General features: G+C 70.5%; 23 protein-coding genes and 1 pseudogene. 19 read left to right on the top strand and 5 right to left on the bottom strand.

Annotated elements, in window-relative coordinates; all coding sequences use genetic code 11:
* From lepB (ABD339_RS26925) to ABD339_RS26965, 9 genes are all read left to right on the top strand, one after another.
* On the top strand, positions 1–1,533 hold the full coding sequence (lepB, locus tag ABD339_RS26925) for a signal peptidase I (protein WP_425576104.1): 1,533 nt from the start codon (positions 1–3) through the stop codon (positions 1,531–1,533).
* The gene (gene lepB / locus ABD339_RS26930; RefSeq protein WP_344569570.1) at positions 1,415–2,431 is read left to right on the top strand and encodes a signal peptidase I; all 1,017 of its coding nucleotides are present in this window, start codon (positions 1,415–1,417) and stop codon (positions 2,429–2,431) included. The genes lepB (ABD339_RS26925) and lepB (ABD339_RS26930) overlap by 119 nt, the downstream gene beginning before the upstream one ends.
* A gap of 71 nt (positions 2,432–2,502) precedes the next feature.
* Positions 2,503–3,240, top strand: coding sequence for a signal peptidase I (lepB, locus tag ABD339_RS26935; protein WP_344569501.1), 738 nt, complete (start codon positions 2,503–2,505; stop codon positions 3,238–3,240).
* A gap of 39 nt (positions 3,241–3,279) precedes the next feature.
* The gene (locus tag ABD339_RS26940) at positions 3,280–3,603 is read left to right on the top strand and encodes a DUF2469 domain-containing protein (RefSeq protein WP_027735391.1); all 324 of its coding nucleotides are present in this window, start codon (positions 3,280–3,282) and stop codon (positions 3,601–3,603) included.
* Positions 3,604–4,082: 479 nt separating this feature from the next.
* Positions 4,083–4,469 carry a YraN family protein gene (locus tag ABD339_RS26945; protein ID WP_344569504.1) on the top strand — a complete coding sequence of 129 codons (387 nt, stop codon included), beginning with the start codon at positions 4,083–4,085 and terminating at the stop codon, positions 4,467–4,469.
* Entirely contained in the window at positions 4,469–6,088 is a 1,620-nt protein-coding gene (locus ABD339_RS26950; RefSeq protein WP_344569506.1) for a YifB family Mg chelatase-like AAA ATPase, read from the top strand. The genes ABD339_RS26945 and ABD339_RS26950 overlap by 1 nt, the downstream gene beginning before the upstream one ends.
* A 71-nt stretch (positions 6,089–6,159) precedes the next feature.
* Positions 6,160–7,464, top strand: coding sequence for a DNA-processing protein DprA (gene dprA, locus ABD339_RS26955; RefSeq protein ID WP_425576109.1), 1,305 nt, complete (start codon positions 6,160–6,162; stop codon positions 7,462–7,464).
* A gap of 299 nt (positions 7,465–7,763) precedes the next feature.
* Positions 7,764–8,609 (top strand): RNA polymerase sigma factor WhiG, encoded by an 846-nt coding sequence (whiG, locus tag ABD339_RS26960; protein ID WP_344569508.1) that lies wholly within the window; start codon positions 7,764–7,766, stop codon positions 8,607–8,609.
* Between the two features lie 138 nt (positions 8,610–8,747).
* Positions 8,748–9,305: a TetR/AcrR family transcriptional regulator gene (locus tag ABD339_RS26965; protein WP_344569574.1), complete on the top strand. Its 558-nt coding sequence runs from the start codon at positions 8,748–8,750 to the stop codon at positions 9,303–9,305.
* A gap of 370 nt (positions 9,306–9,675) precedes the next feature.
* Here the strand turns inward: ABD339_RS26965 and ABD339_RS33885 are convergent.
* Positions 9,676–10,470: pseudogene (locus ABD339_RS33885) on the bottom strand (peptidoglycan DD-metalloendopeptidase family protein); the annotation flags it as partial.
* A 438-nt stretch (positions 10,471–10,908) separates the two neighbouring features.
* Between ABD339_RS33885 and rpsB the strand changes: the two are divergent.
* From rpsB to ABD339_RS27015, 9 genes are all read left to right on the top strand, one after another.
* The gene (gene rpsB, locus ABD339_RS26975; RefSeq protein ID WP_344569510.1) at positions 10,909–11,826 is read left to right on the top strand and encodes a 30S ribosomal protein S2; all 918 of its coding nucleotides are present in this window, start codon (positions 10,909–10,911) and stop codon (positions 11,824–11,826) included.
* Positions 11,827–11,974: 148 nt separating this feature from the next.
* Positions 11,975–12,811, top strand: coding sequence for a translation elongation factor Ts (tsf, locus tag ABD339_RS26980; protein WP_344569513.1), 837 nt, complete (start codon positions 11,975–11,977; stop codon positions 12,809–12,811).
* Between the two features lie 192 nt (positions 12,812–13,003).
* A complete protein-coding gene (gene pyrH / locus ABD339_RS26985; protein WP_344569515.1) occupies positions 13,004–13,756 on the top strand; it encodes a UMP kinase in 753 nt (250 codons plus the stop codon).
* 255 nt (positions 13,757–14,011) lie between these two features.
* On the top strand, positions 14,012–14,569 hold the full coding sequence (gene frr, locus ABD339_RS26990; protein ID WP_344569517.1) for a ribosome recycling factor: 558 nt from the start codon (positions 14,012–14,014) through the stop codon (positions 14,567–14,569).
* A gap of 39 nt (positions 14,570–14,608) precedes the next feature.
* Positions 14,609–15,778, top strand: coding sequence for a phosphatidate cytidylyltransferase (locus tag ABD339_RS26995; protein ID WP_344569519.1), 1,170 nt, complete (start codon positions 14,609–14,611; stop codon positions 15,776–15,778).
* 156 nt (positions 15,779–15,934) lie between these two features.
* Positions 15,935–17,047 carry a dual-specificity RNA methyltransferase RlmN gene (gene rlmN / locus ABD339_RS27000; RefSeq protein WP_344569521.1) on the top strand — a complete coding sequence of 371 codons (1,113 nt, stop codon included), beginning with the start codon at positions 15,935–15,937 and terminating at the stop codon, positions 17,045–17,047.
* A gap of 163 nt (positions 17,048–17,210) precedes the next feature.
* A complete protein-coding gene (locus ABD339_RS27005; RefSeq protein WP_344569576.1) occupies positions 17,211–18,296 on the top strand; it encodes a thiamine ABC transporter substrate-binding protein in 1,086 nt (361 codons plus the stop codon).
* 197 nt (positions 18,297–18,493) lie between these two features.
* Complete coding sequence (locus ABD339_RS27010) at positions 18,494–20,104, top strand: ABC transporter permease (RefSeq protein WP_344569525.1); 1,611 nt, start codon at positions 18,494–18,496, stop codon at positions 20,102–20,104.
* Positions 20,104–21,147: an ABC transporter ATP-binding protein gene (locus ABD339_RS27015; protein ID WP_344569527.1), complete on the top strand. Its 1,044-nt coding sequence runs from the start codon at positions 20,104–20,106 to the stop codon at positions 21,145–21,147. Before ABD339_RS27010 ends, ABD339_RS27015 begins: the two co-directional genes overlap by 1 nt.
* On the opposite strand, the gene ABD339_RS27020 is transcribed toward ABD339_RS27015, so the two are convergent.
* The 4 genes from ABD339_RS27020 to ABD339_RS27035 form a co-directional block, all read right to left on the bottom strand.
* Complete coding sequence (locus tag ABD339_RS27020) at positions 21,130–22,143, bottom strand: hypothetical protein (protein WP_344569529.1); 1,014 nt, start codon at positions 22,141–22,143, stop codon at positions 21,130–21,132. The two genes, ABD339_RS27015 and ABD339_RS27020, sit on opposite strands and share 18 nt — an antisense overlap.
* 281 nt (positions 22,144–22,424) lie before the next feature.
* The gene (locus ABD339_RS27025) at positions 22,425–23,660 is read right to left on the bottom strand and encodes a hypothetical protein (RefSeq protein ID WP_344569531.1); all 1,236 of its coding nucleotides are present in this window, start codon (positions 23,658–23,660) and stop codon (positions 22,425–22,427) included.
* Positions 23,642–24,415 (bottom strand): ABC transporter ATP-binding protein, encoded by a 774-nt coding sequence (locus tag ABD339_RS27030; RefSeq protein WP_344569533.1) that lies wholly within the window; start codon positions 24,413–24,415, stop codon positions 23,642–23,644. The genes ABD339_RS27025 and ABD339_RS27030 overlap by 19 nt, the downstream gene beginning before the upstream one ends.
* 235 nt (positions 24,416–24,650) lie before the next feature.
* Positions 24,651–25,154, bottom strand: a complete 504-nt coding sequence (locus ABD339_RS27035) for an Lrp/AsnC family transcriptional regulator (RefSeq protein WP_344569535.1) — start codon at positions 25,152–25,154, stop codon at positions 24,651–24,653.
* Between the two features lie 172 nt (positions 25,155–25,326).
* Here ABD339_RS27035 and ABD339_RS27040 point away from each other — a divergent pair, with 172 nt between their 5' ends.
* Complete coding sequence (locus ABD339_RS27040; RefSeq protein ID WP_344569537.1) at positions 25,327–26,760, top strand: gamma-aminobutyraldehyde dehydrogenase; 1,434 nt, start codon at positions 25,327–25,329, stop codon at positions 26,758–26,760.
* Positions 26,761–26,847 lie beyond the last annotated feature (87 nt).

The raw sequence follows: 26,847 nt of genomic DNA on the forward strand, positions 1-26,847 counted from the left end.
GTGCCCAGCGAGGACGACGCCCACTACGACCCCAGCCGCGAGGCCGGCTACGCGGGCGGTTACGAGGGCCCCGCCCCGGCAGGCCAGGGGAGCGGCGATGACGAACGCCAGAGCCAGGAGCCCGGGTATTCGGGCTCCGGACATCAGGGCCAGGGGTACGGGGGCTACGGATACGGAGGACAGCAGGGGGGCGGTCGGCAGCAAAACGGGCAGTGGTCGCAGGGCGAGGGGCAGTGGACAGCGCTGCCCGGCCCCGGCTTCGGCCCGGCCCCTGGCTACGGCCCTGCCGCCCCGCCCCCCTCCCCCGGCCCCTATGGCGGTAGCTACGAGTACAGCGAACCGTTCGACTACGCCGTTCCGGAACAGCCCGCGCCGTCCCCCGCCTCGTCCTCTGCGGCGGGTACGGGCATCCCCGTTGACGGCCCTCACGGGCAGTGGACCAACGACCAGGACCCGCCCCCGGGTCCGGTGTTCGCCGAAGCGGAACCCGGCGGCGAAACCGGGGCCCCGGATGCCCGGGAAGAGCCCGCGCTGCGCCGTCCAGGTCAGGGCCGGGCGGACCGCAGGCGGGCGGCCAAGCGCATCAGGCGGCGCCGCCGCCTCTCGGCGACCAAGGAAATTCCGATCCTCATAGGGGTCGCGCTGCTGATCGCGCTGGTGCTGAAGACCTTCCTCGTCCAGGCGTTCGTGATTCCGTCCGGGTCGATGGAGCAGACCATCAAGATCGGCGACAGGGTCCTGGTCGACAAGCTCACACCATGGTTCGGCTCCAACCCGCAGCGAGGGGATGTGGTGGTCTTCGAGGACCCGGGCGGATGGCTCAAGGGCGAGCAGACCAAGAAGGAGGACCCCCCTCCGGTCATCAAGCAGGGCAAGGAATTCCTGACCTTCATCGGACTGCTGCCCTCCGACGACGAACAGGACCTGATCAAACGCGTCGTCGGCGTGGGCGGAGACACCGTGCGCTGCTGCGACGAACAGGGCCGCGTTACGGTGAACGGCACGCCCCTCAAGGAGCCGTATCTGCATCCGGGCAACAAGCCCTCACAGATCAAGTTCAAGGTCACGGTCCCAGTAGGGCGCGTGTTCGTGATGGGTGATCACCGTGCGAACTCCGCCGACTCCCGCTACCACCTCAAAGAGCCCGACAAGGGGATGGTTCCCGAGCGTCTCGTCCAGGGAAGAGCGCTCGTCATCGCCTGGCCGTTCGGGCACTGGCGACGGCTTGAGGAGCCGGAGACATATGCTTCCGTACCTGACGCTCGTGGCGCACCGGCCTCGGCGTCCGTCGCCCCCGACAATCGAGTGGCGCAACTCCCGTTCTCTGCGGAACTCCCGCTCGTTATGGGAGTGGTGGGCCTGTACCGATACGCGGACAGGCGGCAGAGCGGTGTGAGGAGTGAATGTGGGGGACTTGGCGGTCGGCGCACGGTCCGGTTCCGGCGACCCGGAGGACAAGCGTCCCGGCGTGGGCGGCGGGATGGCGAACGGGACGGGCGACGCAGGGCCACCGACCGTGGAAAGAGAGAGTGACGGTGTGACCGCCGATACTGATGGGACACATGCGGCCGACAACGCGGGTGGAGACGACGCGGGCGGCTCCGGCTCCGGCGGCTCCTCGGGGGGCACCAAGAAGGGCGGAAAAAAGCAGCGGTCGTTCTGGCAGGAACTGCCGATGCTCATCGGCATCGCGCTGATCCTCGCTCTGATCATCAAGACCTTCCTGGTGCAGGCGTTCTCCATTCCCTCGAACTCGATGCAGGACACCCTCCAGACCGGGGACCGGGTGCTGGTGGACAAGCTCACCCCGTGGTTCGGGTCAACGCCCGACCGGGGCGAGGTCGTGGTCTTCAACGACCCGGGCGGCTGGCTTCCGGAGGCGAACGTCGAGGAGAACTTCGTCCAGACCGCGCTCAGCTTCATCGGACTGATGCCCTCCGCAAACGAGAAGGACCTGATCAAGCGGGTCATCGCGGTCGGCGGGGACACGGTGGAGTGCAAGGAGGGCGGCAAGGTACGGGTCAACGGCAAGCCGTTGGACGAGTCTTCCTACCTCTTCCCCGGCAACACCCCTTGCGACGACAAGCCGTTCGGCCCGGTCCAGGTGCCCAAGGGCAAGCTGTGGGTGATGGGCGACCACCGGCAGGACTCTCTCGACTCCCGGTATCACCAAAACCAGCCGGGCAGCGGCTTCGTGCCGGAGAGCAAGGTCGTCGGACGCGCGATCGTCAAGGCATGGCCCATCAACCGCTGGGGCACGCTGCCCGTGCCGGCCACCTTCGACCAGAAGGGCATCCAGTCCTCCGGGGCGCTGAACGCGGCACCGGCCGCGCTCGGCTTCGCCGGTGCCGTGCCGCTGGCGCTGTGGCGGCGCAAGCGCCTGGTCGCGAAGGACGGAAAGCGGGCTGTCGAGGGCCGGCCCAAGGGCTGACGGCCTCACGTACCCCCGGGTAGGGTGCGCGCAGATCTTCGAGACTGCGGCGGACGACCGGGAGTGCGGAAGTGAGCAAGGCGATACGTACCGACGAGGGCCCCGGTCGCCTGGGCAGCAGGTTGTCCGGGCTGGCCGTGGCCCTCGGCTGTGTGCTCTTCCTCGGCGGATTCGTCTGGGGCGCCGTGCTCTACCAGCCCTACACCGTGCCCACCGATTCCATGCACCCCACTGTCCCGTCCGGCAGCCGGGTCCTGGCCCAGCGGGTGGACGGAAGCGAGGTACGGCGAGGTGATGTCGTCGTCTTCCAGGACTCGGTATGGGGAGCCGTCCCCATGGTGAAGCGGGTCGTGGGCGTCGGAGGCGACAAGGTGGCCTGCTGCGACAGGGGCGGCCGACTCACCGTCAACGGGAAGTCCGTCGAAGAGCCCTATCTGCGCTCGCGGGGAGCCGATTCCCAGCGGCCATTCGACGGTACGGAGATTCCCCGCGGCAAGCTCTTCCTGCTGGGGGACAACAGAATGGAGTCGCTCGACTCCCGGGTGCACCTTGAGGACGCCGACCACGGGGCCGTGCCGCGCACCGCGGTCAAAGGCCGGGTCGAGGCGGTCGCCTGGCCCCTCGGATCGCTCGGCATGCTGCCCGAGGCGACCGGGTTCGCGGCCCTCCCGGAGAGCACCTCGGAGCGCGGACCGCTGCCGCTGGTGCTGACGGCGGTGGTGGTGGGAGCCGTGCTGGTACTGGGCGGAGCCGCATACGGGCCGATCGCGCGGCGCATCGCATCTTCGGCACGTGGCCGCTCGGGGTGACGCACAATGGGGGGACGCACGGCTGAAGGGGAACATGCCATGAGCGCCGAGGACCTCGAAAAGTACGAGACCGAGATGGAGCTGAAGCTCTACAGGGAGTACAGGGATGTCGTCGGTCTGTTCAAATACGTGATCGAGACTGACCGGCGTTTCTATCTCACCAACGATTATGAGATGCAGGTCCACTCGGTACAGGGCGAGGTCTTCTTCGAGGTCTCGATGGCGGATGCGTGGGTCTGGGACATGTACAGGCCGGCCAGATTCGTCAAACAGGTCCGAGTGCTCACATTCAAGGATGTGAACATTGAGGAGCTCAACAAGAGCGAGCTGGACCTTCCCGAGGATTCGGGCTTCAAGGGCTGAGGCCGGCTTGGACCAGGGGCCTGGGGCTTTGTCGGTCTGTCGGCCCGTCGGTCCTTTGGCCCAGTGGTTTGCTGACCCGCTGCCCTGGCCGTTTGTCGGTCTGTCGGCTTGCCTGCCGCGATGGCTGCGGCAGGGGCTCGCGGTCTGTCGGCGGTCCGTCGGCTGCCGCTCGTGAGGGTGACGGAGTTTTCCACAATCGCTGAGTTGTCCCCAGAAAAAGACCAAGATCCCTAAGCCGCCTCCGGTGCCGCCACAGTCGGTGTCCGGAGGTGGTTCGTATGACCACGAAGAACGCGCGGAGCACAGGAAGCACGCGCAAGCGGCAGTCGGCACAGCCCGGTTCGGCCGTCGAAGCGGGGGCCGGGAGCGGGACGTCGCCCGGAGCCCGGCCGGGCGGGACGCCGACCGGGACCTGCCGGCCCGGCGCGGCAGCCGGGCGGGAAGCTGGAGCGCGGGCGCAGGCTCGGACACGGGCATCGGTGCAGGTGCGGACCGGGGCGCGGGGAGCGCTGGGGCGGTACGGGGAAGACCTCGCGGCTCGCAGGCTGCGCGAGGCAGGAATGATGATCCTTGAGCGCAATTGGCGCTGTGCCGAGGGTGAGATCGACCTGATCGCGCGGGAAGCGGACGCGCTGGTGATCTGCGAGGTCAAAACGCGCAGGGCCATCCCCTTCCAGCATCCGATGGACGCACTGCCCGCCTCCAAGACGGCGCGGCTGCGCCGGCTGGCCGCACGCTGGCTGACCGAGCGCTGGATCCCCCGTTATGGATATCCGCCCGTCGGCGGGGTGCGGATCGACCTGGTGGGCGTTGTGCTGCCCGGCCGGGGCGCGCCTGTCCTCCAGCACGTACGAGGGGTGGGCTGATGGGGTTCGCCCGCACCTGTGCGGTGGCGCTCGTCGGGGTCGAAGGGGTCCTGGTCGAGGTCCAGGCCGATCTGGAGCCGGGAGTCGCGGCCTTCACCCTCGTCGGCCTGCCCGACAAGAGTCTCACCGAGAGCCGGGACCGCGTGCGCGCGGCCGTGGTCAACTCCGGCGTCGCCTGGCCGCAGAAGAAGCTCACCGTGGGTCTGAGCCCCGCCGCCGTGCCCAAGGGCGGGAGTGGCTTCGACATCGCTGTGGCCTGCGCGGTACTCGCCGCCGCCGAGCGTATCGACCCCCGGGAGATCGCCGGTTTGATGATGATCGGTGAACTGGGCCTGGACGGCCGCGTACTGCCGGTACGCGGCGTGCTTCCGGCGGTGTTGGCCGCGGCGGAGGCCGGGTACCGCCAGGTGGTCGTGCCCGAACAGACGGCGGCGGAGGCCGCGCTGGTGCCCGATGTCTCGGTGGTGGGAGTGCGCAGCCTGCGCCAGCTCATCGCCGTACTGACGGACGAGCCCGTCCCCGAGGACACGGGGCACCGGGAGGACGGTCTGCCCGATCCGGGGCTCGCCGGTCTCACCGGGCTGCTTCCGGGAACACCGGGGCTGACCGGGCTCCTGTCGGAGGAGCGGCCTGTGGACCTGGCCGACGTGGTGGGACAAGAGCGTGCCCGCCGCGCTCTGGAGATCGCGGCAGCGGGCCGGCACCACGTCTTCTTCAAGGGGCCGCCCGGCGCGGGCAAGACGATGCTGGCCGAGCGCCTCCCCGGGCTGCTTCCGCCGCTCAACCGCAAGGAGTCCCTGGAGGTCACGGCCGTCCACTCGGTCGCTGGTGCGCTCCCGCCCGGCCAGCCACTCATCGTCAGGCCGCCCTACTGCGCCCCGCATCACTCGGCCACGATGGCGTCCCTGGTAGGCGGCGGAACAGGGTTGCCGCGCCCCGGAGCCGTGTCCCTGGCGCACAACGGAGTGCTCTTTCTGGACGAAGCGGCCGAGTGCGGTCCGAGGGTGCTGGATGCCATGCGGCAGCCCCTGGAGTCCGGCCATGTCGTCGTGGCGCGGGCTGCCGGGATGATGCGGATGCCGGCCCGGTTCTTGCTGGTTCTGGCCGCCAATCCCTGCCCGTGCGGGCGGCACAGCGTCGTCGGCGGCGAGTGCGAATGCAACCCTGCCTCGGTACGCCGCTACCGCGCGCGGCTGTCGGGCCCGCTACTGGACCGGGTGGATCTGCGCGTCACCGTGGAACCGCTGGCCCGCTCGGAGCTGGCGGCCGTGTGCGGCAGCGGGGAGTCCAGCGCCGTGGTCGCCGCCCGGGTATGGGAAGCCAGGGAGCGGGCAGCCGCCCGTTATACGGGCACACCGTGGAAGACCAACAGCGAGGTGCCCGGCCACGAGTTGCGCACCCGTCATCCGGTGGAGCCCGGAGCGCTGGGGGAGGCCGAGGCGGATCTGGACCGTGGCCTGCTGACGGCGCGCGGGCTCGACCGGGTGGCCAGGGTGGCCTGGACCGTCGCCGATCTGGCGGGGCATGCCAGGCCCTCGCGTGACGATGTCAACTTCGCGCTGGAGCTGCGCACCGGGATTCGGCGCAGCAGCCCACTCGTGCCAGGGCGGTTCGCGTGACGGCGCGCGGTCCGGCACGCGCCCGGGGCTCCGGCGGGAAGGCGGGCTCCGCGAGCGGCACCGACGCGGTGATGCCGCCCCCTGGGGGAGGGGCCGCCTCTCGCTCCGTTCCCTCCTCCGCCTCTTCAGGCCCTTCCTCCTCCCTCTCCGCTGCCTCCCCCCTCACCTCTGTTTCCTCTTGCCAGGCGGAAGCGGGAACCCGCCCGCTTGATGTCATCTCCCGGACCTCCCCTGCTGTCGGCCCACCCGATGACCCCGAGCGGCTGGCCCGTGCCGTGCTCAGCCGGATCGCCGAGCCCGGAGACGCTCTGGTGGGCGGCTGGCTCACCAGCCACACACCGCAGGAGGTCGTGGCCGCGCTGACCGAGGCGCGGCCACCGTGGAAGGGTGCTGGAGAACAGCGCTGGGAGGGGCTGCGGCTGCGGGCCGAGGAGGCACGGCCTCATGCGGACCTCGCGGCGATCGAGGCGCTGGGCGGGCGGTTCGTCTGCCCGGGAGACACGGAATGGCCGCGGCAGTTGGACGACTTGGGCACGGGCAGGCCCTTCGGCCTGTGGGTCCGGGGCTCGGCGTCGCTGCGCGTATGGGCCCTGCGCTCGGTGGCGGTGGTCGGCTCCCGAGCCTGCACGGAGTACGGCGCCCATTGTGCTTCGCTGCTGGGCGCCGGGCTCGCCGAGCGGGGCTGGACGGTGGTCTCCGGTGCCGCCTATGGAATCGACGCGGGCGCGCACCGGGGAGCCTTGGCGGTCCGGGGACCCACCGTCGGTGTGCTGGCCTGCGGCGTGGATGTCGCCTACCCGCGGGGGCATCAGGAGCTGATCAGGCTGCTGGGCGACCGTGGCCTGCTGGTCGCGGAGCTGCCACCCGGCGCCCATCCGACCCGCAGCAGGTTCGTGCTGCGCAACCGGGTCATCGCCGCGTTGTCGCGGGGCACCGTTGTCATCGAGGCGGCTTTGCGCAGCGGCGCTCTGGTCACCGCGCGGCGTGCCCTGGGGCTGGGCCGGCATGTGATGGGGCTGCCGGGGCCGGTCACCTCCGGGCTCTCGCAAGGGGTGCACGAACTCCTGCGGGGCGAGGCCACGGTGGTCACCGACGCCGACGAGGTGATCGAACTGGTCGGGATGATGGGCGAGCTGGCGCCGGAGCGGCGCGGACCGGCCGTCCCGCGCGACGCGTTGAGCGTGGGCGCGGGCGGTGTGCTGGAGGCGGTGCCAGGGCGTGGCGCGTGTGATCTGGCGCGTATCGCCCGGTCCGCGGGCATGCCGGCGGATGTCACGCTGGCCCGGCTCCATGAGCTGCGGGCTCTCGGCTTCGTCGAACGGGTCGGCGAGCGCTGGCAGTTGGTCCGAGCAGGGGATGGGCACTCCATCGGGTGAAGAGCCGGTCCTTGACCTGGGGCTATCGGGTGAAAAGCTGAGCCATGTGCGCGTGCCGGGCCGCGGAGTGCCCCGCGCGATGCGCCACTCCCGCCCCGCACGCGGTCACCCGCCCCGCGGCCTTGCCGGCGAGCGGTGAGTCACAGCCGAAAGGAATACGACCGCACTCACGAGAACGAACAATTCGTCGCTCCCTGCAACTTGTTCGTCACGCTACGCTCACACCATCTCTCGATGAGACGCACGGCTCCGCACATCAACAGACCACCCCCACCCAGCAGAACGGCTCAAGGCGACGCATGCCTCAGCACATCTCCGGGCCCGACCGCACGGCCGCCGCGGTGGCGCCCACCGTGGTCGACGACGGCGCGCCCAGGACTGCGCCCAGCTCGCTGGAGGAACTCTGGCGGTCGTACAAGGACACGGCCGACAGCAGGCTCCGCGAGCAGCTGATCCTGCACTATTCGCCGCTGGTCAAGTACGTCGCGGGAAGGGTCAGTGTCGGTCTGCCCTCCAATGTCGAGCAGGCCGACTTCGTCTCCTCCGGGATCTTCGGACTGATCGACGCGATCGAGAAGTTCGACCCCGAGCGCTCCATCAAGTTCGAGACCTATGCCATCACCCGCATCCGGGGCGCGATGATCGACGAGCTGCGGGCGCTGGACTGGATTCCCCGCTCCGTGCGGCAAAAGGCCCGCGCGGTCGAGCGCGCCTACGCCACCTTGGAGGCCAAGCTCCGCCGAAGCCCCTCCGAGTCCGAGGTGGCCTCCGAAATGGGCATCGCCATAGAGGAACTGCACGGCGTCTTCAGCCAGTTGTCCCTCGCGAACGTGGTCGCCCTCGAAGAACTGCTGCACGTGGGCGGCGACGGCGGTGACCGGCTCAGCCTCATGGACACGCTGGAGGATACGGCCGCCGACAATCCAGTCGAGGTGGCCGAGGACCGTGAGCTGCGCAGACTCCTCGCGCGCGCCATCAACACCCTGCCCGATCGGGAGAAGACCGTGGTCACCCTCTACTACTACGAAGGGCTGACGCTCGCCGAGATCGGCCAGGTGCTGGGGGTGACCGAGAGCAGGGTCAGCCAGATCCACACCAAGTCCGTCCTTCAGCTCCGCGCCAAGCTCGCCGACCTCGGACGCTGATCCGGCGAACCCAGAACCTGATGAACCGATCATTCAGCGTCTGATGAACGGTCGTTCCTCATTGCCCCGGCCCTACCCGTGTGAGCCTCGACCTCCTGTCCGTAAGCTAGAAGCGTGCCCAGGATTCGAGCGGCCTCCGTGGCCGAGCACCGGACCATGCAGCGCGCGGCCTTGCTGGACGCCGCGAGGTCACTGCTGTCCGAGGGGGGAACGGAAGCGCTGACCTTCCCCGCCCTCGCCCAGCACACGGGCCTCGCGCGCTCCTCCGTCTATGAGTACTTCCGCTCCCGCGCCGCGGTTGTCGAGGAGCTGTGCGCCGTCGACTTTCCCGTTTGGGCGGCCGAGGTGGAATCCGCGATGGCTCAGGCAGGCAGCCCCGCGGGCAAGATCGAGGCGTATGTGCGCCAGCAGCTCACGCTGGTCGGCGACCGACGACACCGCGCCGTTGTCGCGATCTCGGCCGGCGAGCTCGACGCCGGCGCCCGCGAACGTATCCGTGCCGCCCACGGGGGGTTGATCTCCATGGTCGTCGAGGCGCTCGGAGACCTCGGCCATGAGCAGCCCCGACTGGTGGCCATGCTGCTGCAAGGTGTCGTGGACGCCGGTGTGCGCCGCATCGAACTGGGCGCCGCGGAGGACCCGCAGCAGATCGCCGAGGCAGCCGTCTCGATGGCGCTGAATGGCGTCCGGGGCTGACGTCGCGGACCTCCTGTGGCTGCCCTTGTGCCGTCGGTGCTTTCCGCAGCCACGCATTCGCCGCCCCGCCGTGCAGCCGTCGGTGCGCCCACAGCGCGCACACCACCAGGGCCAGCGCGGCGAAGAGTTCCGCGAGGCCACCGTCGGGAGGGTCCGCCGATACGGCGTGACGCGTCGGGGTGAGCTGTGCGGTGGCGCCCGCTGTTCCGGGGGACCCGTGCGGGCTTGTGCGGCGGCCGGGTACCGGCACTCCGGTGACGGGCAGGAGGCGTGAGCCGCCGCCGAGCAGGCCGGGAGGCAGCAAGGAGAGCGGGTCGAGGTAGCGGTCGCCCCGCAGCAGGCCCCAGTGCAGGCAGGTGACAGGGCAGTGGCGGCCCCGGGTGACGCTGCCGACCTGTTCGCCGGCCGTCACCCGGTCTCCTTTGCGCACCGAGGGCCGCACCGGTTCGTACGTCGTGCGCAGCGGCGGGCGGCCCGTCCCCGACAGTTCGATGGAGACCACCCCGCGCCCGGCGACCTTGCCCGCGAAGGACACCCTTCCACTTGCGGCGGCCCGCACCGGCTGCCGCGGTTCGGCCGCCAGATCCACACCGCGATGCCCTGCGGCCCACGGCTCCGGAGGCGGGTCCCAGCCGCGCGGCACCAAGGGCCGCAGCGCACCCCCGGGCCCCGACACCGGCCAGGCTCTCCCGCCGGAGGCCCCCGCCCGCGCCCGCGTTCCTGTCCCTGTCCGGGCCTTCACGGGTGTCCGTGCCAGCGACTGTGTGTGCGCGCCCGATTGCGCCCGTGATCCCGCACGGGCGGCCCGTGCGGGGGAAGGGACGGGGCCGGGATGCTGGTGTGCCGGGAGAGCCGCTTCCCGCGAGGGGGCAGCGGTGTGCGGGGCCCACGGCCAGGCGGCACTCCCTGAGCGCGCTGGGGCGACTTCGTCCGCGAACGAATGCGTGACCGCCCCCGCGATCACGAGCACACACGTGACCGCTGCCGCGACCACCCATGCGAGCCCCGCCACCAGCCCCGCTGTCGGCCCCGTCACCAAGGTCCCGGCCAGGGCCAGGGTCCACGCTCCTGTCGCCGCCCGCGGGTGTGCCGCCGGGCGGCGCCCGCTCGGCTCGCTCGTCGTACGCGCCGTGCTCGCCCCGCTGCGGGGCCCGCGTTGTCTCATGCGGCGACCCTGACGCACATTCCCGGGCCCTTTGGATCATGGTGAGAATCTGTGGATGGCCAGGGAGATGTGGATAAAGTCGTCACCCGTCCGGGGAGCGGAGTGAGTGACAGAGGCTCGGAGTGCTGGATCAAAGCAGTGGAGATCGGGGCAAAATTCCCCGCTCTTCTCTGCGGCTTCCGGAGTCCCTCCGCACCTACTGGGTTCCCGTTTCCCCATCCGGCGCGGGCCCCCTCGTGGGTCCCGTACACTGCTTGTGCGGCCCGGGTGACCGGGCTGACTTCGCACGCCCCGCCACCCTCACCCGGTGGCCGTGCATCTCGGTCCCAGGAACGTCCGCCAGTCGGTAGTTCCAGGGCGGCGCGACAGGGGCGTCAGGCAAGCGGAGGCCATCCCGGCCCTCGCTGATGACAACCGAGTACCTCAAGGAGAACGGCCATGGCCGTCGTCACGATGCGGGAGCTGCTGGAGAGCGGCGTCCACTTCGGGCACCAGACCCGCCGCTGGAACCCGAAGATGAAGCGCTTCATCTTCACTGAGCGCAACGGCATTTACATCATCGACCTGCTCCAGTCGCTGTCGTACATCGACCGCGCCTACGAGTTCGTCAAGGAGACCGTCGCGCACGGCGGCTCCATCATGTTCGTCGGCACCAAGAAGCAGGCCCAGGAGGCCATCGCCGAGCAGGCCACCCGCGTTGGCATGCCCTACGTGAACCAGCGCTGGCTCGGCGGCATGCTGACCAACTTCTCGACGGTCTACAAGCGCCTCCAGCGCCTCAAGGAGCTGGAGCAGATCGACTTCGAGGATGTGGCCGCCTCCGGTCTCACCAAGAAGGAGCTGCTGGTCCTCTCCCGCGAGAAGGCCAAGCTGGAGAAGACCCTCGGCGGTATCCGCGAGATGCAGAAGGTGCCCAGCGCCGTCTGGATCGTGGACACCAAGAAGGAGCACATCGCCGTCGGTGAGGCGCGGAAGCTCAACATCCCGGTGGTCGCGATCCTCGACACCAACTGCGACCCGGACGAGGTCGACTACAAGATCCCGGGCAACGACGACGCGATCCGCTCCGTCACCCTGCTCACCCGCGTGATCGCCGACGCTGTCGCCGAGGGCCTCATCGCCCGTTCGTCCGGCGGCTCCGGCGAGGGCAAGGGCGAGAAGGCCGCGGGCGAGCCGCTCGCCGAGTGGGAGCGCGACCTGCTGGAGGGCGAGAAGGCCGCCGAGGCCGAGAAGCCCGTCGAGGCAGCCGAGGCCAAGGACGAGACCGCCGCCACGGCCGAGGTCCAGTCCTCTCCGGAGACCCCGCAGGCCGCCGAGGCCGAGCAGGCCGAGCAGCCCGCCACCGAGCAGGGCTGATCCACGGCCCGGCGGGTCACATGGGTTCCGCTGATTCGCGGTGATACGGCGGGGGCCGGGCGCCCCCGCCGTACAGCCGTGGAACGCCCCTGATCCGCGGTGGGCCGATCCATCCTCATCGACTTATTCGAGAAGAGATTCACAGACCATGGCGAACTACTCCGCCGCCGACGTCAAGAAGCTCCGGGAGCTGACCGGCGCCGGCATGATGGACTGCAAGAAGGCGCTGGACGAGGCCGAGGGCAACGTCGACAAGGCAGTAGAGATCCTGCGCGTCAAGGGCCAGAAGGGCGTCGCCAAGCGCGAGAGCCGTACGGCTGAGAACGGCGCGGTCATCGCCCGTATCGCCGACGACAACTCCGCCGGTGTGCTGGTCGAGCTGAAGTGCGAGACGGACTTCGTCGCCAAGGGCGAGAAGTTCATCGCCGTCGCCGAGGCCATCGTCGCGCACATCGAGGCCACCTCTCCCGCCGACATCGACGCGCTGCTCGCCTCCGAGATCGAGGCCGGCAAGACCGTCCAGGCGTACGTGGACGAGGCCAACGCCACCCTTGGCGAGAAGATCGTCCTGGACCGCTTCGCGCAGTTCTCCGGCGCCTACGTCGGCTGCTACCTGCACCGCACCAGCCCGGACCTGCCCCCGCAGGTCGGCGTGCTGGTCGAGCTGGACAAGGCCGACGCCGAGATCACCAAGGACGTCGCGCAGCACATCGCCGCGTTCGCGCCGAAGTTCCTCACCCGCGAGGAGATCCCGGAGGAGACGGTCGCCAACGAGCGCCGCATCGCCGAGGAGACCGCGCGCGAGGAGGGCAAGCCGGAGCAGGCCCTGGCCAAGATCGTCGAGGGTCGGGTCAACGGGTTCTTCAAGGAGAACACCCTGCTCGACCAGCCCTTCGCCAAGGACAACAAGAAGTCCGTCCAGAAGGTCCTGGACGAGGCCGGCGTCTCGCTGAAGCGTTTCGCGCGCTTCCGCGTCGGCGCCTGACAGCCGCACCCTGGCGCCGAAGGCCGGTTCCGCCCGTCCGCGCGCGGAGCGGATTGCGCAGGGCGCACGGAACCGGCACGGGCCCGATAAGGTCGGGCACAGGGCAGTTGTGACGAGGAGGCCATTGCCGCACAGGGAACCGCGAGGGTCCGACGGCAGTGGCCTCTTTCGTATGTGCACGAGGAGATCTCCATGAGCAATGACACCGACAAAGACAGCGACCGCAGCAGGCGCTTCTTGCTGAAGCTCTCCGGCGAGGCGTTCTCCGGCGGCGGAGGACTCGGTGTCGACCCCGACGTCGTGCACAAGGTGGCGAGGGAGATCGCCTCCGTCGTCCGTGACGGTGCCGAGATCGCCGTGGTGATCGGCGGCGGCAACTTCTTCCGCGGTGCCGAGTTGCAGCAGCGCGGCATGGACCGGGCCCGCTCGGACTACATGGGCATGCTGGGTACGGTCATGAACTGCCTGGCGCTCCAGGATTTCCTGGAGAAGGAAGGCATCGACTCGCGCGTTCAGACCGCCATCACCATGGGACAGGTCGCCGAGCCCTACATTCCGCTGCGCGCCATCCGCCACCTGGAGAAGGGCCGTGTCGTGATCTTCGGCGCCGGCATGGGCATGCCGTACTTCTCCACCGACACCACGGCCGCGCAGCGTGCGCTGGAGATCAACGCCGAACTGATGCTGATGGGCAAGAACGGCGTCGATGGTGTCTATGACTCCGACCCCGCGCACAACTCAGCGGCGGTCAAGTTCGACGCGCTGGAGTACGGCGAGGTCATCACCCGCGACCTCAAGGTCGCCGACATGACGGCGATCACGCTCTGTCGGGACAACAAACTGCCGATCCTCGTCTTCGAACTGCTCGCCGAAGGCAATATCGCGCGTGCGGTCAAGGGTGAGAAGATCGGCACCCTCGTGAGCAATCAGGGCACCCGCGACTGACCGGCCGCCGGGCAGGGGCCGTGGCGGGCGCGTCATGAGACGGGTGCCTGCGGCAACACCGTGGCGTACGAACGGCACGGTACGGGGATGGACAACAGCCTGCCGGTCGGACACCGTGCAGGAATCAGGGCATTGCGGGGGCCGGGGCGGCTCCAGGGGCGGGTCTTTCGGAACTTCCGGGATGCGGCCCCGAGGGGGAAGTGGCACAGCCCCGGATGAAGCAGTCAGGCTCATTCATCGAACCAGGAGCACGTGGTGATCGAAGAGACCCTCCTCGAAGCCGAGGAAAAGATGGAGAAGGCGGTCGTCGTCGCCAAGGAGGACTTCGCGGCCATCCGCACCGGCCGTGCGCACCCGGCGATGTTCAACAAGATCGTGGCCGAGTACTACGGCACGATGACGCCCATCAACCAGCTCGCGTCGTTCTCGGTTCCCGAACCCCGGATGGCCGTGGTGACCCCGTTCGACAAGAGTTCGCTGCGCAACATCGAACAGGCCATCCGCGACTCGGACCTGGGCGTCAACCCCTCCAACGACGGCAGCATCATCCGGGTGACGTTCCCGGAGCTGACCGAGGAGCGCCGCAGGGAGTACATCAAGGTCGCCAAGACCAAGGGCGAGGATGCCAAGGTCTCCATCCGCAGCATCCGCCGCAAGGCCAAGGAATCCCTGGACAAGGCCATCAAGGACGGCGACGTCGGTGAGGACGAGGGCCGCAGGGGCGAGAAGGACCTGGAGGACACCACCGCGAAGTACGTCGCGCAGGTGGACGAGCTGCTCAAGCACAAGGAGTCCGAGCTGCTCGAAGTCTGAGATCCCCTGTCTACGGTCCGAGGTCGAAGGCTGCTATCTGTGAACGACTCATCCTGGGGAGTGCCGCAACCGGGCGCGGGTGCGGGCTACTGGGGCCCTCCCGATCCGGGGCCCACCGCGCCGGGGGCGCTGCCCCGGCCGGGCGACGTGGGGGTGTCCGCTTACGACGTGACCGCTCCAGCGCACGACGTGGACGGCGAAGCGTCGCAGACTCGGCGTATGCCCATTGTGTCCGACCCAGGTGACGAGGACGGCGACCGGAACGGCCGCCGTCCGCAGGGCACCGGTGCCGCGGGTTCCGCGGGTGACCCCGGCCCGCCACCTCGGCAGCCCGAGCAGGGGCCGGCCGCCGGCGCCTCCTCGTCCGCCCCGGCGCCCGCCGCTGGGCAGGGCAAGAAGCGCGCCGGCCGTGACCTGCGCGCCGCCATAGGTGTCGGGCTCGGCCTGGGCGTGCTCGTGGTGGCCTCGCTCTTCCTCTACAAGCCCGTCTTCATCGGCGTCATCGTGGTCGCCGTCGTGGTGGGCCTGTGGGAGCTGACCTCCCGGCTGAACGAGCGCAAGGGCATCAGCGCCCCGCTGGTGCCCCTGGCGGTGGGCGGGGCGGCCATGGTGGTCGCCGGCTATGTGCGGGGAGCTGAGGGGGCGTGGGTCGCGATGGCGCTCACCTCCCTCGCGGTGCTCGTGTGGCGGATGACCGAGCCTCCCGCCGACTATCTGCGGGATGTGACGGCGGGCCTGTTCGCCGCTTTCTATGTGCCCTTCCTCGCCACCTTCGTGGCGCTCATGCTGGCGGCCGACGACGGGCCGCTGCGGGTGCTGACCTTCTTGATCCTCACCGTCGTCAGCGACACGGGCGCCTACGCCGTGGGCTGGCGCTTCGGGCGGCACAAGCTGGCTCCCCGGATCAGCCCCGGCAAGACCCGGGAGGGCCTGGTCGGTGCGGTGACGTTCGCCATGGCTGCCGGGGCCCTGTGCACCCAGTTCATGATCGAGGACGGCGTCTGGTGGCAGGGACTGCTGCTGGGGCTCGCTGTCGCGACCAGCGCCACTCTGGGTGACCTGGGCGAATCCATGATGAAGCGGGATTTGGGGATCAAGGACATGGGCACGCTGCTGCCCGGCCACGGCGGCATCATGGACCGTCTGGACTCGCTGCTGCCGACGGCGCCGGTGGTGTGGCTGCTGTACGTGATCTTCGTCGGCTCGTAGCTGACGGCAACGGGTACGCTGGGGAAGGCCCGCAGGCGTCCGAACCCGCGATCTCTGATCCCGCCCACGGCGGAGCGATCCGGTGAGTTTCCCGGCGCGGGCCCGCCCACCCCCGTCCCCGCCCGTCGGGGATGCCCCGACGTAGGAGCTTGTCCCATGGCACCGCCCGCACCAGGCGAACTCACTTTCGTGGCGCCCCGCGGAGCCAAGCGGCCCCCGCGCCACCTCGCCGACCTCAGTCCTGGGGAGCGGCGGGAGGCCGTCGCGGCGGCGGGGGAGAAGCCCTTCCGCGCCCGGCAGCTGTCCCAGCACTACTTCTCCCGGTTCGAGCACAGCCCGCAGCAGTGGACGGACATTCCCGCCGCCGCCCGTGAGAAGCTCGCCGCCGAGCTGCTGCCCGAGCTGATGAGCGTGGTGCGGCACATCAGCTGTGACGACGACGCGACGCGCAAGACGCTCTGGCGGCTGCACGACGGCACGCTCGTCGAGTCCGTCCTGATGCGCTACCCGGGCCGGGTCACCATGTGCATCAGCTCGCAGGCCGGCTGTGGCATGAACTGCCCGTTCTGCGCGACGGGCCAGGCCGGCCTCGACCGGAACCTGTCCACCGCCGAGATCGTGCACCAGATCGTCGACGGGATGCGCGCGCTGCGCGACGGCGAGGTCCCCGGCGGCCCCTCCCGGCTGTCCAACATCGTCTTCATGGGCATGGGCGAGCCGCTGGCCAACTACAAGCGCGTCATCGGTGCGATCCGGCGGCTGACCGACCCCGAGCCGGACGGTCTCGGGCTCTCCCAGCGGGGGATCACCGTCTCGACCGTGGGCCTGGTGCCCGCGATGCTGCGCTTCGCCGACGAGGGCTTCACATGCCGACTGGCGGTCTCGCTGCACGCCCCCGACGACGAACTGCGCGACACCCTGGTGCCCGTCAACACGCGCTGGAAGGTCCGCGAGGTCCTGGACGCGGCATGGGAGTACGCGGCCAAGTCCGGTCGCCGGGTCTCCATCGAGTACGCGCTGATCAGGGACATCAACGACCAGGCGTGGCGCGCCGATCTGCTCGGCCGGCTCCTCAAGGGCAAGCGCGTGCACGTCAACCTCATCCCACTCAACCCCACCCCCGGCTCCAAGTGGACCGCCTCGCGGCCGGAGGACGAGGCGGAGTTCGTGCGCACCCTCGCCTCGCACGGTGTGCCGGTGACCGTACGGGATACCCGGGGTCAGGAGATCGACGGAGCGTGCGGGCAGCTCGCCGCGACGGAGCGGTGAAACCCGGCTGGTAGTGTTCGAACGGGCCGTCTGTGGGCGGCCGACAACCGAACAGCCGACAGGGGAGCGCCACTGGCGCTGAGAGTGCGGCCGTGCGTCCCGTACGCGCCGCAGACCCTCGAACCTCGCCCGGGTCATGCCGGGTAGGAAGTCGATGCACACCATGAACAAGCACGCGCGCCGCGCCGCTGCCGCCACCACAGCCGTCGTCACCCTCGCTCTGCTCGCCACCGCATGCGGCGGCTCCGGAAGCGGCGGCGACCCCAAGACCGTCACCCTCGTCACCCACGACTCCTTCGCCGCCTCCAAGTCCGTACTCAAGGACTTCACCGAGCGCACCGGATACAAGGTCAAGGTCATGCGCGGCGGGGACGCCGGGGCCACCGTCAACCAGGCCGTGCTCAACAAGGACAACCCCCAAGGGGACGTCCTGTTCGGCGTGGACAACACGCTGCTGTCCCGGCCGCTGAACGAAGGTGTCTTCCAGCCGTACAAGGCCAAGGACCTGGCAGCGGTGCCCGCCGGGCTCCGGGCCGACCAGGGCAAGCACCGGGTCACCCCCATCGACACCGGCGATGTGTGCGTGAACTACGACCGCGAGTGGTTCGCCCACAAGAAGCTCAGCCCGCCGCGGACCCTGGCCGACCTGGCCAAGCCCCGCTACAAGAACCTCCTGGTCACCGAGGATGCCGCCAATTCCTCACCCGGCCTCGCCTTTTTGCTGGCCACCGTCGGTGAATACGGCGGCAAGGGCTGGCAGGACTACTGGAAGAAGCTGCGCGGCAACGGGGTCGAGGTCGTGGACAGTTGGGAGCAGGCGTACAACGACCGCTTCAGCGGCTCACGCGGCGGCAAGGGCAAGGGCGACCGGCCGCTTGTCGTCTCCTACGCCTCCAGCCCGCCCGTCGAGGTGCTGGGCACCAAGCCGGAGCCCGCCCGGGCGCCGACCGGCATCGCGAAGGGCACCTGCTTCCGGCAGACCGAGTACGCCGGGTTGCTCAAGGGCGCGCGGAACGCCAAGGGCGGCAAGGCGCTGCTGGATTTCCTGCTGAGCAAGAGGTTTCAGGAGGATCTGCCGCTGAAGATGTTCGTCCGCCCGGCGCGTGCGGACGCCCGGCTGCCGAAGCTGTTCACCAAGTACGGCGAGCGCATCGGTCATTCCGACAGCCCCGCGGCCGTGGCACCGAAGACGATCGCCGAGAACCGTGAACAGTGGATCAAGACGTGGACCTCGCTCGTCGTGAAGTAGCCGACGCCTCGGATGCCCTCGGTACCCCGGGTGGCTCTGACGCCCCCGAAGCCCCTGGTGGCTCCGACCCGGGAGGTCCGGCTCTCCCGCTCCCGTCCGGCGGGATCCGCTCCGCCCGGTCCCGCTCCGGCCACGAGGCACGCGCCGGAAGGCGCACCGGATGGCTGGAGCGCGGGACCTGGGCCCGGCTGGGGCTCATGGTGGTGCCGACAGCGTTCTTCGCCGTTTTCTTCGGGTATCCGGTCATCGCCATCGTCGGCCGGGGGCTGCGCGAGGACGGGCAGTGGCACTTCGGGCGCATCGCGGAGGTGCTGGGCGACCCCGACATCCTCCAGGTGCTGTGGTTCACCCTCTGGCAGGCGGCGGCCTCCACGGCGCTCACCCTGGCGCTGGCGCTGCCGGCCGCCTACGTCTTCGCCAGGCTGGACTTCCCCGGCAAGCGGCTGTTGCGTGCCCTGGTCACGGTCCCGTTCGTGCTGCCGACCGTCGTGGTGGGCTCCGCTTTCCTGGCCCTTGCCGGGCGCGGGGGAGCGCTCGACGAGTGGTTCGGGCTGCGGCTGGACACCAGCGTGTGGGCCATCTTGCTGGCGCACGTCTTCTTCAACTACGCGGTGGTCGTACGCACCGTCGGGGGCTTCTGGTCGCAACTCGACCCGCGCCAGGAGGAGGCGGCCCGGGTCCTGGGCGCCGGCCGGCTCGCCGCCTGGCGGCGGGTCACCCTGCCCGCGCTGGCCCCCTCGCTGGGCGCCGCCGCACTGATCGTTTTCCTGTTCACCTTCACCAGCTTCGGCGTCATCCAGGTGCTGGGCGGGCCCCGCTTCGCCACGCTGGAGGTGGAGATCTACCGCCGGACCGCCACCTTGCTGGACCTGCCGACGGCGGCGGTGCTGACGCTCATCCAGTTCGTCGCCGTCGCCGCGCTGCTGGCCGTGCACGCCTGGTCGCTGCGCAAGCGGGAGACGGCGCTGCACCTCGTCCCCGCCGAGCGGACGGCGCGGCGGCCGTCCGGCGCGGGCCAGTGGGCGGCGCTGTGGTCGGTGCTGGGCGTGATCGCGCTCCTGGTCGTCGTCCCCCTGGCCGTGCTGATCGAGCGGGCCTTCGACGGGCCCGGCGGGTACGGGCTCACCTTCTTCCGCGCGCTGGGGGCACAGCCCGACAGCGCGACGTTCGTCGTCGCGCCCATCGAAGCGCTGGGCAACTCCCTCGCCTACGCCGCCGTGGCGAGCGTCCTCGCGCTGGTGGTGGGCGGGCTGGCGGCTGCGGCGCTGACCAGGCGCGCGGGGCGACTCGTACGCGGCTTCGACGCGCTGCTGATGCTGCCGCTGGGTACCTCCGCCGTCACCGTCGGCTTCGGCTTCCTCATCGCCCTGGACGAGCCGCCCCTCGACCTGCGCTCGTCCTGGATCCTGGTGCCGCTGGCACAGGCCCTGGTCGGCGTGCCCTTCGTCATCCGGACCATGCTCCCGGTGCTGCGTGCCGTGGATGTACGGCTGCGCGAGGCCGCCGCAGTGCTGGGTGCCTCGCCGCTGCGGGCATGGCGGGAGGTGGACTTCCCGCTGGTGCGGCGCGCGCTGCTGGTCGCCGCCGGGTTCGCCTTCGCTGTCTCGCTGGGCGAGTTCGGCGCCACCGTCTTCATCGCGCGGCCCGACGCGCCGACCCTGCCCGTGGCGATCGCCCGGATGCTGGGCCGCGCGGGAGAGACCAACTACGGGCAGGCGATGGCTCTGAGCACCATCTTGATGCTCGTTTGCGCGGGTGTCCTGCTCGCGCTGGAGCGCGTACGCACCGAAGGCCAGGGAGAGTTGTGATGCTGCGACTGGAGGATGTGACCGTACGGTTCGGCGAACGGACGGCGCTGGATGCCGTGGACCTTCAGGTGGCCGAACACGAGACCGTGTGCGTGCTGGGACCGAGCGGCAGCGGCAAATCCACCCTCTTGCGGGTGGTCGCCGGACTCCAGCGGACCGATACGGGCCGGGTGCTGCTCTCGGGCCGGGACCAGACCGGAGTGCCCCCGCACAAGCGCGGTGTCGGGCTGATGTTCCAGGACCACCAGCTGTTCCCGCAGCGGGATGTGGCGGGCAATGTCGCCTTCGGCCCGCGCATGCACCGCACGGGCAAGGAAGAGACGGCGCGTCAGGTGGCCGGACTGCTGGATCTCGTGGGACTGCCGGGCGCCGGGCAGCGGGCCGTCACGCAGCTGTCGGGCGGTGAGCAGCAGCGGGTCGCGCTCGCCCGCGCGCTCGCCCCGCGCCCCCGGCTGCTGATGCTGGACGAGCCGCTGGGACAGCTCGACCGGGGTCTGCGCGAGCGGCTGGTCGTCGAACTGCGTGCGCTCTTCCACCGGCTGGGCACCACCGCGCTGGCCGTCACCCATGACCACGGGGAAGCCTTCGCGCTCGCCGACCGGGTCGTGGTCATGGAGGAAGGGCGCATCGCACAGGCGGGCAGCCCGCTGGAGGTGTGGCTGCGGCCCGCCTCGGAGTTCGTGGCACGCTTCCTCGGCTTCGACAACATCACCGAGGCGACGGTGCGAGGCGGCACCGCCGAGACCGTCTGGGGCACTCTCGCCGTCCCCGAAGACACCCCCGAGGGCCGGGCCCGGCTTCTCATACGGCCGAGCGGGGTGCTGCTGCGCGCTCCCGGCGAGGGCCTGCGCTGCACCGTGGCGGCCCGTACATTCCGGGGCGGCGACGCCTCGGTGGTCACGGCCCTGCTGCGCCCCGGTGACGGGCCGCCGCTGGAGGCCGCGTGCACGCTGCGGGAGGCGCCGCGAGAAGGCGAGGAGGTGGGGGTCGTCTTCGATCCGCGCGAGGTGGTGGCGCTGGGTGGCTCACAGCAGGCCGCGTGACCACATCAGGACGCGCTCCAGCAGCCGGGTCTCCTCGCCCAGCCGGGTCAGCCACTCGGCCCCGTAGTCCTGGACGGTGCGCGGCATCCTGAGCAGCTCGGGGCGCTCGTTGACGTGTTCCAGCAGCCCCTGGCCCACGAGCCCGTCCACGGCCGTCGCGATTTCGGGACGCGACAACTGCTCGTCCTCACACACCCGTTCGGCGGCGGTGCGGGTGAAGGTGCCGCCGAAGGCGCTCAGCCGGGCCCACAGCAGCCGCTCCTGGGCGACACACAACTCGTGGCTCCACCCGTGGCAGTGCCGCAGCGTACGGTGCCGGCCGGGAATGTCGGTGCCCACCCCCGAGAGGCCGAGCGGGCCGCCCCGCTCCGAGAGCCGCGCCAGCAACTCGCGCGGCCCCCGGTCGGGCAGCCGTCCCGCCGCCAGGCCGAGCGCCAGCGGCAGACAGTCCAGCCGCAGACAGATCCGGCCCGCCGTCACCCGTGCTTCCTCGTTGTCGGGCAGCGGCGTGCCCAACTGCCGGGCCCGCAGCTCCAGCAGACTGACCGCGTCGTTGAGCTGCATCGGGGCCAGTGGCAGCACTGTCTCGTCCGCGGCGCCGAGCCTGCGCCGCGAGGTGATCAGCACCCGCAGCCCCGGGCGGGCCTCCAGCAGCCGACTGAGGGCCGCCGCCGCAGGACCCGGCAGACGGTCGCAGTTGTCGACGAGGAGCAGGGCCTCCGAGGACGAGCGGCCGACGGCGTGGAAGACCTGTTCGACACCGTTGAAGCCCGCCATATCGACGGCCACCACCGTGGTGCCGGTACGGCCCACCCGCTCGACCGCGTCCGCCGCCAGGGCGCTCTTCCCGACGCCGCCCAGGCCGACGACCGTCACCAGACGGGACCGCTCCAACAAGCTGTCCAGTCTCGCGGACTCCCAGCCCCGTCCGATCAGTTCGGGGGAGGCGTGCCGCGCACGCCCGTCCTCGCGGTCGAAGATGCCTGTCATCACCATTACGCCTCCGCACACACATCGGTCCGATGGTGTGTACAGGGTGGTCGTGCGCGCGGTGCCCGGTCATCGGTGACCGGACACCTAGGTATACGCAAAAACCGCTGACGCCCGGGGTCGCGCGCTTTAGGTATGCGGGCAGAGTTCCATCGACGGGGCTGCTGGGGCCGACGGGGCTGCCGGGGCCAACGGGACGGTCGGGACTGTCGGGGCCGCCTGGGCTGTCAGGGCTGCTGAGGTCGCTGGGCACCAGGAGGCCCGGTCCCTCAAGGAAGCACGCCGTCTCAGGACAAGGGCAGCGCGGCCAGCACTCCGGCGCCCCAGACCAGCAGCACGAAGACCGCCGTCAGAACCGCCATCCGCGCGAGCGTCACCCGGCGCCGCACCCGGCGGGCGGCACCGAGCCGGTCCAGTACCCGCAGCGCGGGCAGCCGGGTGTGCCGGGAGCGGGCCAGCGCGGCCAGCACCGTACCCACCACACAGCACGCCGTCAGCGCGACCGCCAGCCCCGCCAGCGGACCGGGAAGGCGTGCCGCCGCCGCTGCGCCGCCCTCGCCCCGGATACGGGCGAAGACCACCACAGCGGCGGCGGCCACCGCCAGCCCGCCCAGCGGCCGTCCGAGGTAGGGAGCCTCGTTCACCAGCGCCCGGCCCGCCAGCAGCCGTACGGGACCCGGCAGTCCGAAGGCCAGCAGGCGCCCCCCGAGCGCCACCAGAGCGGGCCCCACCAGCACCAGGCCGAACGCCGCCAGCGTCCAGCCGGCGGGCACCGGCGAGGCCATCAGATCCTCGGCCCGCACGGGATGCCTCACGCTCCCAGGAGACTTGGCGGCGAGGCCGGCCGGCCCGCTCGCGGAGAAGGCGGCGAGCAGCAGCCCTGACACGGTGAGTGCCCCACCCCAGAGCAGCCCCGACCGCACCGGCGCCCCGCGCCTGTCGAGCCGTTCCCGGGATGCCGCGCCGGTGGACGTGCCAAAAGGCGCGGCATCCGGTGCGCCGGCCGTCACTCCGGAGGCGCGCGGCCACGCCGCCCAGGCCGCCGCTCCGGCCGCCACCAGGGGCACGGCACTGAGCAGCGTCATGCTCGCGGGCACCGGAAGCGGCAGCCCGGGCAGCGGGATATCGACCAGCGCCCCGGGCAGCGCCAAGTCGTCCTCGCCACTGCGGCGGGCCACCAGCAGCAGGGCGACGCCACTGCCCGCCACACACGGCACCGCTGCCGTGAGCGCGGCCAGCAGGGGCAGCCCTGCCGGGCCCAGCCCGGCCGAGGCGAGCCCGGTGCGCGCCTCCAGCCGGGGCTCCGTACGGGAGAGCGCGGCGGACAGCTGCGCGGTGACGATCACCGGAAGCAGACACCACAGCAGCCGGGCGACCGACGGCGCGGGATCCTCCGGGTGTTGGAGGGCGTGGCCGAGCGCCGTCAAGAGCAGCAGGCCCACGCCGGCGGAGGAGCACAGCAGCAGCATCCGGAGCAGCAGCGCGAGCGGCGGGGCCGAGAGAGTCAGGCGGAGAGCGAGCACGCTGCCGAGCCCCCCGGTCCGGCGTTCGAAGTCCCGCCTGTCGTGTGTGTGCGGACGCGGCGCCCGTCGGCCAGTGCCACGGTGCGGTCGGCCAGCTCGGCGCCCGTCGCGTCCGCCGTCCGTGCCGCGTGGGTCAAGGACAGATCGTGGGTGGCCAGGACGACGGTGATGCCGTGCGAGCGTGCGGCGGCGCTCAGCGTCCGCAGCACCTGGGCGCGGTCGCTCTGGTGGAGCGGGGCGGTCGGCTCGTCGGCGAACAGCACGGAAGGGGAGTGGATCAGGGCGCGGGCCACGGCCACCCGCTGCCGCTGGGCCTGGCGCAGTACGACGGGGCGCTTGCGCGCGCAGTCGCCGACATCCAGCCGCTCCAGCCACTCCTGGGCCGCCTTGCGGGCCGCCCGGTGGCCCGAGCCGTGCAGGAGGAGCGGAAGGGCGACGTTCTCCCATGCGGTCAGCTCGGGGATGAGGCGGGGGCTGCTGTCGATCCAGCCGAACCGGCTCAGCCGTAGCCGCTCGCGGGCGGCGCGGCCCAGGGTGTGGACCGGGGCGCTGTTGAACCAGACTTCGCCCTTGCCGGGCAGCGACTGTCCGGACAGACAGCGCAGCAGCGTCGTCTTGCCGCTGCCGCGTGGACCGGTGACGGCGAGGATCTCGCCCTCCCGGATGCCGAGCGAGATGCCCTGGAGCGCGGGCGATCCGTCGTAGGCGTAATGCAGTCCGCGTGCCCAGAGCACGTCGTTGTCCGGCGAGGCCATGGAGGCACCTCCACTCAAGTGTGCGCCGTGGTTCCCTCTGGAGGGCTGTGATTTCCCTCTGGAGGGTGAAACGAGAGGCGGGGATATCGGTCACTGGAACCGATACCCCCGCCTTGCGGGACCGCGCGCCCGCGCGAACGATCTGGTGGCCGGGCGGAGCCGGGTGGGCCGTGGATCCAGCCTGGCTCCCACTCCTTGCCCGCCGGGCTCGCTGGGCTCGCTGGGTTGGCCGGGCTCACTGGACTGGCTGGTATCGCGTTCCCCACGTGTAGGTCTGCTTGCGCAGTTTGAGGTAGACGAAGCTCTCTGTGGAGCGCACGCCGGGGAGGGACCGGACGCGCTTGTTGATCAGCTCCAGGAGGTGCTCGTCGTCCTGGCACACGATTTCGACTAGCAGGTCGTAGGAGCCCGCCGCGATCACCACGTAGTCCACCTCGTCGATCTCGGCGAGCGCGTCCGCCACCGGCTCGACATCTCCCTCGACACGCACGCCGAGCATCGCCTGGCGCAGCAATCCGGTGGTGAGCGGATCGGTCACCGCGACGATCTGCATGACGCCCTGCTCCTGGAGCTTCTGGACGCGCTGCCGCACGGCCGCCTCGGACAGGCCCACGGCCTTGCCGATCGCGGCGTACGGCCGCCGCCCGTCCTCCTGGAGCTGTTCGATGATCGCCAGGGACACGGCGTCCAGGGGGGAGGAGCCGTTCGTCTTCTTCGCGTCACGAGCCACGCGGGTCACTGTGCATGAGACATCGACTGTCCCGCAAGCCGTACGAGACGGAATCCGTAGCTATGCCACGTGATCAGAACTGATTCCGTTGTTCTAGTGGGTCAGGTATATCGAATGCGTTGTCCGGCCCGTTAGGCTGGCAGTCTCACCTATTGGACAAACGGAGCAGGAGGGGTGCGAAGTGACCACCGAGCTGCGTCGGCTGCGCAACTACATCGACGGGGAGTTCCGGGACGCCGCTGACGGCCGGACGACGAAGGTGGTCAACCCGGCCGCCGGCGAGCCGTACGCCACAGCGCCGCTGTCGGGCGGCGCCGATGTCGACGCCGCGATGGCCGCCGCCGAGGCCGCCTTCCCGGCCTGGCGCGACGCGACCCCCGGCACCCGTCAGATGGCCATCCTCAAGATCGCCGACGCGCTGGAGGCGCGGGCCGACGAGCTGCTGGCCGCCGAGTGCGAGAACTGCGGCAAGCCGCTGGAGCTGACCCGGCAGGAGGAACTGCCGATGATGCTCGACCAGATCAGGTTCTTCGCGGGTGCCGCCCGGATGCTGGACGGAAAGTCGGCGGGCGAGTACATGGAGGGCCTCACCTCCTTTGTGCGGCGCGAGCCCATCGGCGTGTGCGCGCAGGTCGCACCGTGGAACTATCCGGCGATGATGGCCGTGTGGAAGTTCGCCCCGGCGTTGGCCGCGGGCAACACGGTCGTCCTCAAGCCCTCCGACACCACTCCGGCCTCGACGGTCTTCCTGGCCGAGGTGATGGGGGAGATCTTGCCGAAGGGGGTCTTCAACGTCGTGTGCGGCGACCGGGACACCGGCCGCCTCATGGTCGAGCACAAGACCCCCGCGATGGCCTCGATCACCGGTTCGGTGCGCGCGGGCATGGAAGTCGCCGGCGGCGCGGCCAGGAACCTCAAGCGGGTCCACCTGGAGCTGGGCGGCAAGGCCCCGTGCGTGGTCTTCGACGACGCGGACATCCCGGCAGCCGTCGAGGGCATCCGGGACGCCGGCTTCTTCAACGCCGGCCAGGACTGCACGGCCGCGACCCGCGTGCTCGTACAACAGGGCGTCTACGAACAGTTCGTGACGGCGCTCGCCAAAGCCGCCGACGAGGTCAAGACCGGAGACCTGAGCGACGAGGACTGCTTCTACGGTCCGCTCAACAACCCCACCCACCTGGAGAAGGTCGCCGGTTTCGTGGACCGCCTCCCGGCCCACGCCAAGGTCGAGGCGGGTGGCGAACGCGTCGGGGACAAGGGCTACTTCTACGCTCCCACCGTCATCTCCGGGCTCCGGCAGGACGACGAGATCATCCAGAACGAGGTCTTCGGGCCGGTGATCACGATCCAGAAGTTCACCGACGAGGCGCAGGCCCTCTCCTGGGCCAACGATGTCGACTACGCGCTGGCCTCGTCCGTGTGGACGAGCGACCACGGCACCGCCATGCGGATGTCCAAGGCGCTCGACTTCGGCTGTGTGTGGATCAACACCCACATCCCGCTCGTGGCCGAGATGCCGCACGGCGGGTTCAAGAAGTCCGGTTACGGCAAGGACTTGTCGATGTACGGGCTGGAGGACTACACGCGGGTCAAGCATGTGATGACCGCGATGTGAGCGGACGATGTGAGCGGAGGCGGCGTGAGGTGCCGCCATCGGGAAGGGGCCCGGTATCGCCGTGTGGCGATGCCGGGCCCCCCTTGC

Source organism: Streptomyces axinellae (genome assembly GCF_039532135.1).
Classification (GTDB): Bacteria; Actinomycetota; Actinomycetes; order Streptomycetales; family Streptomycetaceae; genus Streptomyces; species Streptomyces axinellae.